The organism is Desulfurobacteriaceae bacterium, assembly GCA_039832905.1.
In the GTDB taxonomy this organism is placed as follows: Bacteria; Aquificota; Aquificia; order Desulfurobacteriales; family Desulfurobacteriaceae; genus Desulfurobacterium.
In genome coordinates, this window is the sequence record JBDOLX010000097.1 from 5,499 (window position 1) to 16,993 (window position 11,495).

Annotated in this window: 10 protein-coding genes, 1 pseudogene and 1 riboswitch; of the genes and pseudogenes, 1 reads left to right on the forward strand and 10 read right to left on the reverse strand. The window is 37.5% G+C overall.

Annotated features, from left to right (window positions below; genetic code table 11):
- Positions 1-263: pseudogene (locus ABGX27_07480) on the reverse strand (adenosylhomocysteinase).
- Between the two features lie 25 nt (positions 264-288).
- Between ABGX27_07480 and ABGX27_07485 the strand changes: the two are divergent.
- Entirely contained in the window at positions 289-471 is a 183-nt protein-coding gene (locus ABGX27_07485; GenBank protein MEO2069335.1) for a hypothetical protein, read from the forward strand.
- On the opposite strand, the gene ABGX27_07490 is transcribed toward ABGX27_07485, so the two are convergent.
- From ABGX27_07490 to ABGX27_07530, 9 genes are all read right to left on the reverse strand, one after another.
- Complete coding sequence (locus ABGX27_07490; GenBank protein ID MEO2069336.1) at positions 468-1,442, reverse strand: polyprenyl synthetase family protein; 975 nt, start codon at positions 1,440-1,442, stop codon at positions 468-470. The two genes, ABGX27_07485 and ABGX27_07490, sit on opposite strands and share 4 nt — an antisense overlap.
- Before the next feature lie 11 nt (positions 1,443-1,453).
- The gene (gene pyrE / locus ABGX27_07495; GenBank protein ID MEO2069337.1) at positions 1,454-2,047 is read right to left on the reverse strand and encodes an orotate phosphoribosyltransferase; all 594 of its coding nucleotides are present in this window, start codon (positions 2,045-2,047) and stop codon (positions 1,454-1,456) included.
- Positions 2,048-2,088: 41 nt separating this feature from the next.
- On the reverse strand, positions 2,089-2,844 hold the full coding sequence (gene hisF / locus ABGX27_07500; protein ID MEO2069338.1) for an imidazole glycerol phosphate synthase subunit HisF: 756 nt from the start codon (positions 2,842-2,844) through the stop codon (positions 2,089-2,091).
- A gap of 11 nt (positions 2,845-2,855) precedes the next feature.
- On the reverse strand, positions 2,856-4,808 hold the full coding sequence (locus tag ABGX27_07505) for an EAL domain-containing protein (protein MEO2069339.1): 1,953 nt from the start codon (positions 4,806-4,808) through the stop codon (positions 2,856-2,858).
- Positions 4,809-4,835: 27 nt separating this feature from the next.
- Entirely contained in the window at positions 4,836-6,134 is a 1,299-nt protein-coding gene (thiC, locus tag ABGX27_07510) for a phosphomethylpyrimidine synthase ThiC (protein MEO2069340.1), read from the reverse strand.
- A gap of 58 nt (positions 6,135-6,192) precedes the next feature.
- Entirely contained in the window at positions 6,193-6,993 is an 801-nt protein-coding gene (locus ABGX27_07515) for a sulfide-dependent adenosine diphosphate thiazole synthase (protein ID MEO2069341.1), read from the reverse strand.
- 55 nt (positions 6,994-7,048) lie between these two features.
- A riboswitch (TPP riboswitch) is annotated at positions 7,049-7,156 on the reverse strand.
- 151 nt (positions 7,157-7,307) lie between these two features.
- A complete protein-coding gene (alaS, locus tag ABGX27_07520; protein ID MEO2069342.1) occupies positions 7,308-9,944 on the reverse strand; it encodes an alanine--tRNA ligase in 2,637 nt (878 codons plus the stop codon).
- A 45-nt stretch (positions 9,945-9,989) separates the two neighbouring features.
- Positions 9,990-11,078, reverse strand: coding sequence for a type IV pilus twitching motility protein PilT (locus ABGX27_07525; protein MEO2069343.1), 1,089 nt, complete (start codon positions 11,076-11,078; stop codon positions 9,990-9,992).
- On the reverse strand, positions 11,068-11,495 hold a 428-nt coding region (locus tag ABGX27_07530), incomplete at its 5' end, for a DNA recombination/repair protein RecA (GenBank protein MEO2069344.1). The genes ABGX27_07530 and ABGX27_07525, both read right to left, overlap by 11 nt.

Genomic DNA, 11,495 nt, shown 5'->3' on the forward strand with positions numbered 1-11,495 from the left:
GCTACGACAGCTACTTTTCCCGCCATCATTACATCTGTTCCTCTTCTTATGCCATCAACAAGACTTTCCTTACATCCATATAAATTATCAAATTTAGATTTAGTAACAGAATCATTAACGTTGATGGCTGGAACTTTTAATAACCCTTCGTTTTCCATATCCTTTAAACGATGAACCCCGGTTGTTGTTTCTTCTGAAAGTCCTCTTATTTCTTCCAGCATTTTAGGATATTTAGGATTTATTTTTGTGATGAACGCAACAGAAGGAAGTAGAACTTTATTAATTCTCATGTTTATTTTTAGCGTATATGTCTTAGTTCTTTCAAGGGGAATTCTTGTTGCCCTATGCAGCAAAATTTTTGAGAATAAAGGATACAACGGGAACTTAGCTATCATCTTAGTATTTTTGGACTTTATCGGACTATTAGTAGCACTTCTAGTAAAGGAAAGAGAAAGGAGGAAAGAAAATTAGAAACTTCTTTCTACTATGAAATCTGCAATCTCAAAAAGAGATTTCTTATAAGGAGATTCTGGAAAGATGTTTAAAATTTCTTTTGCTTTATTAACGTATTCTTTAGCAAGTTTTACTGTCTCACTAACTCCATTCTTCTCAATGGCAAACTCTCTTACAAAGTTTATTTCTTCCTGTGTTGGATTAGTATTTTGTAATACTTTGGAAACCTCTTCTTTTTCCTCATCACTACAGTTTTTCAGTGCAAAAAGGAGTGGATAGGTTACCTTACCTTCTCTTATGTCGTTTCCAGCAGGTTTTCCTATTGTTTTTTCATCTGAGGTATAGTCAAAAGCATCGTCAATAAGCTGGAAAGCATAACCTATATACTCACCAAAAAGTTTTAAGGCTTTTCTTTCTTCTTCCTCAGCATTACCGAGTATAGCTCCAACTTCTAAACATGTAGCAAGAAGAGATGCAGTTTTTCTATAAATAATGTCAAAGTATTCTTCTTCTTTAAGGTTTACATTTCCTATTTTTTCAAGCTGTAACAGTTCTCCCTCGGCCATATCCTGAACAGTCTTCGCAGCTACTTTTAAAACCTCACTTCCGCCGTAAACTGCCAAAACGTAAATAGCTTTTGCAAACATGTAGTCACCAGCAAGGACTGCAACATCATTTCCAAAAACTGCATTTGCAGAAGGCCTTCCTCTTCTTAATTTTGCACCATCAACAATATCATCGTGCAAAAGTGTTGCCGTGTGCATATACTCCATAACGGTAGCAACCGGAATCAATTTTTCTTCTGGAGCATTTGTGATCTTTCCTGCTAGTATAGTTAATCCTGGTCTTACCCTTTTTCCTCCGCTATCAAGGATGTACCCTCCGGCTGTCAGAACAAGCTTTACGCCCGTTGATAAAAGCTGGCGTGAGTATTTTTCTACTTCCTCTAACTCTTTCCTTATTATTTCGAAAGGTTTGAAAATTTTCATGAAAACCTCTTTTACTTAAGAGGAATGTTTCTGCTTCCCGGTTTTACAAGAGGGGTTTTTCCTTCCTTGCAAATAGGACAGGAATCTGGTTCAAATACTGGAACCTCTAGTCTCCAGAGAGTTTCAAATGGCACTCCAAAATCAACTTTTCCACCACTTCTGTCAATTAAGCTTCCAACAGCAACAACTTCACCACCATTTTCTTTAACAACTTCTATTGTCTCTCTTGTTGACTTTCCTGTTGTAACAACATCTTCAACAACAATAACTTTACTTCCTTTTTCTATAGTAAACCCACGCCTTAAGGTTAACTTACCGTCAACTCTTTCGGCAAAAATTCCTTTTGTTTTTAGGTGTCTTGCTACCTCGTATGAAACGAGAATTCCTCCAATTGCTGGAGCTATTACAAGGTCGTATTCAACATCTAGTTCTTTTAGTCTTCTTGCAAGTTCTTTGCACAAGATCTCTGAATACTCAGGATACTGTAAAACCTTTGCACATTGTAGATAGTAAGGACTATGAAGACCACTTGAAAGAAGAAAATGCCCTTCAAGGAAGGCATCAGCTTTTAAAAATATTTCCTTGATTTTATCTTCTGTAAGCATTTAGATTCCTCCAAAGCCCAAAAGTTTAAGCAAATTTTAACCTAAATTCTTACACAAACGCCCTTTTCTTTTAGATACTTTTTCAGTTCTGGAATAGAAATCTCTTTAAAGTGGAAGACCGATGCAGCGAGAACTGCGTCTGCTTTTCCTTCTGTTAGGCCTTCATAAAAATGTTCCTTTGTTCCAGCTCCGCCTGAAGCTATCACTGGGACAGAAACTGCTTCTGCAATAGCTTTTGTTAGCTCAATGTCATATCCAGACTTTGTTCCATCTTTATCCATAGATGTTAAGAGAATTTCTCCAGCTCCTAAGTCCACGACCCTTTTTGCCCACTCTATAGCGTTAATTCCGGTTGGAGTTCTTCCACCGTGAATGTAAACTTCCCAAGAATTTCCCTTCCTTTTAGCATCTATCGCCACAACTATACACTGAGAACCAAAAAGTTTTGCAGCTTCATAGATGAGATTGGGATTTTTAACTGCTGCTGTATTTATAGAGACTTTGTCTGCTCCAGCGTTTAAAAGGTTTCTTATGTCTTCTACGCTCTTTACACCACCGCCAACTGTAAGCGGCATAAAGACTTGTTCGGCAGTCTTTTTTACAACATCTATCATAATGTTTCTTTTCTCATAGCTGGCAGTAATATCTAAGAAAACAAGTTCATCTGCCCCTTGTTCATCGTAAACTTTTGCATTTTCAACAGGATCGCCAGCGTCTATTAAGTTAACAAAATTAATTCCCTTAACGACTCTTCCTTCTTTTACATCAAGACAGGGAATTATTCTCTTCGCAAGCATTTTTTCCTCTTTTAGACAATAATTTTTGGCTTTTCAAAATAATATCCTTGGGCATAGTCGGTGCCAAGCTTTTTTAGCCTTTCTACTATATCCTCGTTTTCTGCAAATTCTGCAATGGTCTTTATGTTAAGGGAATGGGCCATACTATTTATCGTCTTCACTATCTTTTCAGCTTTTCCTGAGTAGGTAATCTTCTTCACATAGCTCCCATCAATTTTTAAGAATTTGACAGGAACCCTTTCTATTATCTCTACAAAGTGAGAGAATGAGGAATAACCAGTTCCAAAATCATCGATTGATAGGGGGATTTCTGATTTGTTGAGGAAATCTACGAGAACATCAAAGTCTTCAATTGTAGCTTGTTCGGTTATTTCAAATCCGAAATTTAATCCTTTCTTTTTCATTTCCTCAGAAATCTTTTTTACTTCTTCAAAAGAGGGGGTTATCTTAAACGTTCTAGGACTTATATTTATGAACAAGAACTTGTCCTTGAATAAGTGAGCATTATCAAGGACTTTTCTTAGAACCATAATATCCAAGAGATCTATAAGTCTATATTCGTAAACAAGGTCTATAAACTCATAAGCGGGAATAATTTCTCCCTTATTGTTTCTAAGTCTTACTAAGATTTCATAGTGGCTTACTTTTCCTGTTTTGAGGTCATATATCCCCTGTATAGCTAAAGCTAAGTTACCGGAAGAAAGCTTTTCCACCAGATCCTCGTAAAGACTTTTAAATATTGCCACTTTTTTGTGATTATCAAAATTTTCTAGATCAAGAATGAAAAGGTTATTGGAATCTTTCTTACTTTCCCTTATAGCAAACCTTATGGTGTTAAAGAGATCTTCTTTGTTTAGACTGCTGTTTTTGGGAATTCTTATCAGAAAACCGGATATATCTATCTTTATTGGTAGGCTTCTAAACTCTTCCTTTATCTGTTTTTTTAGTTTCAAAAATATATTCTCATAATCCAGTTCTGTATTATCTGAAATAACACAAACAGCTCCATAAGAACACTTGATAACAGCCTGTCTCTTATCGTTTGGAACAAGGTTTAGTAGTTTTTTTATCAGAGAGTAGAAAATAGTGTCTCCAACTGTGTAACCGAGGACCTTGTTGAGGAAAGAAATCTCTCTTGGGTCAATAACAAAAAGAAAAAGCTCTCTCTTTTCATTGGCAATGAAGGAAATTATTTCTTCTAGCGAAGTGTTTTTCTTTGCTGTTTCTATGTTGTTGAATATTTCTCCAAGCTTTTCAAATAAAAAGTAAAGAGTTATCAAGATAAGGTAAGCCGGCAGATATTTTTCCTCTTTGAAGTAAGTCTCGAAGAGATTGAGATAGGTATGGATTAAAGAGTGTATTCTTTGTGATTCCTCACAAATTTCTAACTTATGATAAATTATTCTGAACTCTAGACTTTTCATGTATTGATCAATTGGGCAATCCTTTAGATCCGGAATTTGGGAAGGTTGCTTTTTTAAAACGTTTTGGAGTAGAGAAAAATGCTGAAGCAGGTAGCTAGTTGTCTCGGAAGACAGTTTCTTTTTTAATTTCTTCTTCTTTTCAGGCAGGGATTCCAAGATAAAACCTAAGGCTACAAGATTGGTAAATTTTTTCATAAATGTGTTAGTGGATTCTATTAAGTGATTAGGAAGATGTTCAGTATTTATGTAGTTGATAACCTTGAAAATTAGAGTGTTTATAATGTCAACGATGAAAGCTATGCTTAAGTTCTTGCGGTAAAGTTTCTTTCCAATTTCTATTACTGTAGTTTCAAATCTTTCTTCATCGCTAAAAAAGTACTCTACAAGCTCTTTAAACTTAGGTCTAATCTCTTTACAGAAATTTTCTACGTTAGTAATTCCCTGTTTTTCTCTAATACTGATAGAGAGTTCTTTTAAGTAGCTTTCGCAGAAAGTGTCAAAAAACTTAAGATATTCGTTTGTCCAAAGGTTTTTACCCATCCCCCCAAAAGCCTCCTCACGAGATAACTACTTTTTCAAGTATTCATGAACTCTTTTAATGGAACACAGCTTCCCACACATTGTACAGGTTTCCTCATCCTTTTGAGGTCTTCTCTCTTCTCTGTATCTTCTTGCTTTCTCAGGGTCTATCGCTAATTCAAACTGCCTTTCCCAATCTAAGTTTTCTCTTGCCTTTGCCATTTCCAAGTCCCATTCAAGAGCACCCGGTACTCCTTTGACTATATCAGCAGCATGTCCTGCAATCCTTGCGGCTATTACACCTTCTTTAACATCCTCTACATCTGGAAGTGCAAGGTGTTCTGCTGGAGTTAAGTAGCAAAGGAAATCGGCTCCAGCTCTCGCTGCTATTGCACCACCAATGGCTCCGGCTATGTGGTCGTATCCTGGAGCAATGTCTGTAACTATTGGGCCAAGAACGTAGAATGGGGCATTGTGGCAAAGTCTTTTCTGTAAAATGATGTTTGCCTCTACTTGATCAAGTGGAACGTGTCCTGGTCCTTCAACCATCGCTTGAACGTCTGCTTCTCTTGCTCTATCTACAAGTTCTCCAAGAGTTATTAGCTCTTCTATTTGGCACCTATCTGTCGCATCAGCAATACAACCGGGTCTCATTCCATCTCCAAGAGACAGAGTTACATCGTACTTTTTAGCTATTTCTAATAGTCTATCATAATGTTCATATAGAGGATTTTCTTTTTCATTGTAAACCATCCATTCCGCCATAAGGGCTCCACCACGGGAAACGATGTTCATTATCCTTCCTTCGTTTCTTAACCTCTCTAGAGAGGTTAAAGTTACTCCACAGTGAACTGTAATAAAATCAACACCGTCTTGACAATGCTTTTCTATAACCTTGAATAGGTCATCAACGGTCATTTTTCCTATAAAACCGTACTTATCGACAGCTTCCTTTGCAGCTTGGTAAATAGGAACTGTTCCAACCATTACTGGTGAATTCTCTATGATTATCTTTCTTGTTTCGTCAATGTGGTCTCCAGTTGATAAGTCCATTACAGCATCAGCACCATATTTAATGGCAACTTTTAACTTCTCAAGTTCCAACTCTATACTTTCAATGTCTCCAGATGTTCCTATGTTTGCATTTACTTTTGTAATTAGTCCTTTTCCAATGCCCCTAGGTTGGAAATTCTCTTTTTCTCTATGATAAATGTTGGCAGGGATAACAATAGTTCCCTCTATAAGTCCTTGGACTATATAATCAACATCTCTTTTTTCGTACTTTGCTACAAATTCCATTTCCTTAGTAACTACTCCTTTCTTAGCAAGTTCTACTAAAGTAGCCATAATTCCCCCTTTGAAAGGATATTGTCAAACAAAAAAAAGCCCCCGAAGGGGCAAGGGTTTACTTGCTTTCTTTTAACTTAGCAGCGATTTCTTCTGCTACTTTCTTACCGGACATTAGCATTCCACCAAATACAGGTCCCATTCTGTGGCTACCACAGGTAGCGTTTGCTGCCATTCCACTAACGTAAATGCCTGGAAATACTTCCTTGCTATTTTTAACAGTGTCTTCCTCTCCAACAGATGCCCAAAGAGGTTTTTCTCCTACAACACAGCCCGTTTCTGTGTCAAGCCTTATTCCTGCTTTTTTCTGGAGGGTAGAAATTACGTAAGCATCATGACCTGTTGCGTCTATTACATATTTTGACTCTATCGCAAGAGGATCAACGTGCATTCTTGTTAAGTCAACAGCAGTCCAGTTAATTACAAGACCACATACTCTATAATTGTTATCTACCTTTTTAAGAACGACATCTTCTACAGTTACACCGTTGAATATTGTAGCACCAGCTTTTATAGCTTTTGATGCAATTGTTGTTACTGCCTCTACTGCATCAGCTATGTAGTATCCATCGGTATACTTTTTATAAGAAACTCCAAACTCGTCAAGGATTTCTCTTCCCATTTCTTGAACGACTATTTCATTAAAGAACATAGCTCCTGCCCACATTCCTCCACCAATGGAAAGTTTCCTCTCATAAAGAGAAACTTTAAATCCTTCTTTTGCTAAATAGTAAGCAGCTACAAGCCCAGAAGGACCTCCCCCTACAATCGCAACATCCACTTCAAGGTGATCTTTTAGTTTTTCCATGAAAGATTCAATAATGGCTTGGGAGATAATAACTTCTCTTAGGTTTTGCATAGTATCCTCCTTTTAAATTTTTTTGGAGCCTGAGGGGGGAGTCTAAAGGGAGGTAAAAGATTACCTCGCCGCTCCCTACGCCGGTATTACCCGGATCAGGTTCAAAGGGTTCTCCCCTACAAGGGGAGTCTCAGGAGCTTTAGCTCCACCCCTGCGGCTTAACTTCAAAAATTATGCTTTGATAAGTTTTTTTTCAATATTCGCGATTTTTTCTTTTTCTACGATAGTTTCCAAATGATATTAATCTTGTTTTTTATATCAAAAGAAAAATAAAATGAAGAAACGAAAAACAGGAAACAGATACAGCTACATAATTAACCGAAAATTTTCTTAAACTCGTTGAAAGCTTCTTGTAATCTAGTTAAGTTTTGAACTCCACCTTGGGCTAAGTCTGGTCTTCCACCGCCTCTTCCTTCAAGTATTGGGGCAACTTTCTTAATTATCTCTCCAGCTTTAAACTTATCGGTTAAGTCCTTTGTTAGAGCTATAAGAAGACTTGCTTTTCCATCTTTAATACCAACAAGCATTACAGCACAAGGTTTGGCTTTATTTCTAATAACATCTGCTATTTCTGCAAGTTCTTTTCCACCAAAACCCTCAAGTTTTGCAGTAACTATTCTAATGCCGTTAACTGTAGGGGAATTTTCTACAATCTTGTCAACTTTAAGTGTTGCAAGTTTTCTCTTAGCTCTCTCAAGTTCTTTCTCTGTTTCTTTAAGTTTTTCTTCAAGCTTTTGAATTTTCTGGACTATTTGTTCTTCAGGGGATTGAAGTTGTTTTCTTATATCTTTTATAAGGTTTTCTTTCTCTTTAACGTAGTTAAACGCTTCTTCTCCAACCAAAGCCTCAATCCTTCTTGTTCCTGAAGAAATGGAAGATTCAGAAACTATTTTGAAGAATCCAATATCTCCACTTCTTTCAACGTGAGTTCCACCACAGAGCTCTACACTCACTCCTCCAACATCAACAACTCTTACAACGTCCCCATACTTTTCATCAAACAGGGCTATTGCTCCTTTTTTCAGGGCTTCATCGTAAGACATTTCTTCAATTTTTACAGGATAGTTGTTAAGTATCCACCTATAAACAGTTCTTTCAACCAAGGATATTTCTTCTTCGGTTGGTGTTTCAAAGTGGGTGAAGTCAAACCTTAACCTGTCTGGAAGAACCAAAGAACCTGCCTGTTTTACGTGGTTTCCAAGAACTTCTCTTAAAGCTTTGTGTAATAGATGCGTTGCAGTATGGGCGCGCATAATAGCTTTTCTTCTTTCTTCATTAACTGTTGCCTTTACAACATCGCCAACCTTTATTTCTCCTCTCTTTATTTTGACCTTATGGCCTATAAGGTTTTCTGTTAAGTTTTGAGTATCAAGGACTTGGCAAGATACTCCGTTCCCTTCTATAGTTCCAGTATCTCCTACTTGTCCACCTTTTTCTGCATAAAACGGTGTTTTATCTAAGATTAGGATCACTTCCTCACCGGATTCTGCTTTTTCCACTAATTTCTCATCTTTTAGGATTCCTACTACTTTTGAGAGAGTTTCTAAGGAATCGTATCCAACAAACTCTGTTGGGTTTTCCTCTGAGAGTTTTTGTATCTCTTGAGATACAACCTTCTGAATGCCACCTTTCCAAGCTTTTTTAGCCCTTTCTTTCTGCTCTTTAAGGAGTTTCTCAAAACCACTTATATCAACACTTAAATTCTCATCATTTGCTACTTCTAAAATTAAGTCCAGTGGGAATCCGAAAGTATCGTAGAGTTTGAACGCTTCTTCTCCTGAAATTTCCTTTCTTCCTTCTTTCTTAAGTTTTTCTATTAGTTCCCCAAATAGGTAAAGACCCCTTTCAAGAGTTTTTCTAAATCTTTCTTCCTCTTTTAAGACAACTTTCTTAATAAACTCTACATTTTCAACAATTTCTGGGTAGGCTTCTCCCATTATGTTAACTACTTCGTTGACTCCCTCAAAGAGGAAAGGTTTATCTATCCCTAAAAGTCTTCCGTGTCTTGATGCACGCCTTATTATTCTCCTTAGAACATATCCCCTTCCTTCGTTTGAGGGGAGGACTCCGTCTGCAATTAAGAAAGTAAGAGATCTTAGGTGGTCTGCTATAACTCTCATAGAAGTGTCATTTTTTTCATTTTTACCGTAAGGGATACCACTTAAACTTTCTGCCCACTTGATAAGTGGAAATAGAAGGTCTGTTTCATAATTGCTTGGGACGTTTTGTAAAACGGAAGCAATTCTTTCTAATCCCATTCCGGTATCAATTGATGGATGGGCTAAAGGAGTAAGCTTTCCACTTTCGTCCCTTTCATATTGCATAAAGACGAGGTTCCAAATTTCCAGAAACCTATCGCAATCACACTTTCCTATTCCGCAATTTTCTCCGCATGCAAACTCTTCACCCCTGTCATAGTAAATTTCACTACAAGGTCCACAGGGGCCAGTATCTCCCATAGCCCAGAAATTGTCTTCTTCTCCAAGTCTGAAGATTTTGTTCTCAGGAACGCCTATAACCTTGTTCCAGATTTCGAAAGCTTCGTCGTCCTTTTCGTAAACAGAGACAAAAAGTTTATCTTCAGGTAGTCCAAAAACTTTTGTAACCAGTTCCCAAGCAAATTCTATTGCTTCTCTCTTGAAGTAGTCCCCGAAAGAAAAGTTTCCAAGCATTTCAAAAAATGTATGGTGTCTTCCAGTCTTTCCGACGTTTTCAAGGTCGTTGTGCTTTCCTCCTGCCCTCATACACTTCTGGCAGGAAGTTGCTCTCTTAAAAGGAGGTTTTTCTTTTCCAAGGAAATAATCCTTAAATTGAACCATTCCAGCGTTTGTAAAAAGAAGTGTAGGATCGTTCTTAGGAATAAGAGGAGAACTTTTTACTCTTGTGTGCCCTTTATCTTCAAAAAATTTTAAAAATGCCTCTCTTATGTCTTTGCTTGTCCATTTACCCATAAGCTACTCCATTTAAGGAAAAGTTAGCTAAATTTTAACAGTTTATTATCCAAGTTCTCCTGAGAATATACCTTCCATCTTAAGTTTAAGGTCATCAGGTCTTGTTGCAGCTTTGATTGCTTCTTCCTTTGTGATGAGTCCTTTCTTCCAAAGGTCATAAAGGGACTGGTCAAAAGTTTGAGAACCGTAAGCTTCTTTTCCTTTTTCTATAAAATCTGGGATCTCGGCTGTAAGTTCTGGATTTATAATCCTTTCTTTAATTGCTTCTGTTACAATCATTATCTCTACTGCTGGAACTCTTCCTTTACCGTCAGCTTTAGGAATTAATCTTTGGGAAATTGTAGCTTTTAAAACAGAGGCAAGCTGGTATCTTATTGCTTGCTGATGGTGAGGTGGGAAGAATGAGATTATTCTACTTATAGTTTCTTTTGCGTCTAAAGTGTGGAGTGTTGAGAAAACCATGTGTCCAGTTTCAGCTGCATCAAGCGCAGTTCTAACCGTTTCAGGGTCTCTCATTTCTCCAATGAGAATAACGTCAGGGTCTTCACGAAGGGCTGCCTTTAGGGCTGTAAAGAAGTCTTCAGCATCCTCACCAACTTCCCTTTGGTAGAAAATAGATTTTTTATCTTGGTGAATGAACTCTATAGGATCCTCTACAGTAATTATTACCCTTGAGTCGTTTTTGTTTATCTCATTGAGCATGGCAGCAAGGGTTGTAGATTTACCAGAACCTGTCGTTCCAGTAACTAAAACCATTCCTCTGTGATAAAGAGCTATCTTCTTAATGACCTCTGGGAGGTTTAGAGAATCCAAATCAGGAACGTTGCTTGGAATGGCCCTCATTACTATTGCAAATGTTCCCCTTTGACGAAAGATGTTTACTCTGAAACGGCTAACTCCTGGTATTGCATAAGCTAAATCCACCTGTTTAAGATAAGGGAGTTCTTTTAGTTTCTCTGGAGGTAGAAGTTTTCTGACAAAACTTAGTAAATCTTCAGCTGTTAACGCTGGAAGACCGCTGTTTGTTAACTTTCCACTAATTCTAAATATTGGCGGAAGTCCAACTCTTAAGTGAATGTCAGAAGTTCCTAAGCTATGGGCTTTTTTTAGGATTGAATCAAGATCAATCCTCATTTCTTAATGCCTCCAGGATTTTCTCTTCAAGCTCTTTTGCTATTTCCGGATTTTCCTTTAAGAATATGCGTGCATTTTCTTTTCCTTGCCCGAGTCTAAGGTCTCCGTAAGAAAACCAAGAACCGCTCTTTTTAATAAGTCCAAGTTCTTCTCCAAGGTTTATAAGATCTGCCTCTCTTGAAATTCCTTCGCCGTAGTAGATTTCAACAACGGCTTCCCTAAATGGAGGGGCGAGTTTGTTTTTAACTATTTTTATCTTTGCCTTGTGACCTATCCTTTCGTCTCCCTTTCCTTTTATTTGTCCAATGCTTCTTATGTCTATCCTCATTGAAGCGTAGAACTTTAATGCTCTACCGCCAGTTGTTGTCTCCTGAGGACCGCCGTATCCCATCATCCCGATCTTTTCTCTTACTTGGT

Bases quoted from the DNA above. Each gene is read 5' to 3' on its own strand.
- ABGX27_07485 (MEO2069335.1), top strand. From the start codon at position 289: ATGTTTATTTTTAGCGTATATGTCTTAGTTCTTTCAAGGGGAATTCTT.
- ABGX27_07490 (MEO2069336.1), bottom strand. From the start codon at position 1,442: ATGAAAATTTTCAAACCTTTCGAAATAATAAGGAAAGAGTTAGAGGAA.
- pyrE (MEO2069337.1), bottom strand. From the start codon at position 2,047: ATGCTTACAGAAGATAAAATCAAGGAAATATTTTTAAAAGCTGATGCC.
- hisF (MEO2069338.1), bottom strand. From the start codon at position 2,844: ATGCTTGCGAAGAGAATAATTCCCTGTCTTGATGTAAAAGAAGGAAGA.
- ABGX27_07505 (MEO2069339.1), bottom strand. From the start codon at position 4,808: ATGGGTAAAAACCTTTGGACAAACGAATATCTTAAGTTTTTTGACACT.
- thiC (MEO2069340.1), bottom strand. From the start codon at position 6,134: ATGGCTACTTTAGTAGAACTTGCTAAGAAAGGAGTAGTTACTAAGGAA.
- ABGX27_07515 (MEO2069341.1), bottom strand. From the start codon at position 6,993: ATGCAAAACCTAAGAGAAGTTATTATCTCCCAAGCCATTATTGAATCT.
- alaS (MEO2069342.1), bottom strand. From the start codon at position 9,944: ATGGGTAAATGGACAAGCAAAGACATAAGAGAGGCATTTTTAAAATTT.
- ABGX27_07525 (MEO2069343.1), bottom strand. From the start codon at position 11,078: ATGAGGATTGATCTTGATTCAATCCTAAAAAAAGCCCATAGCTTAGGA.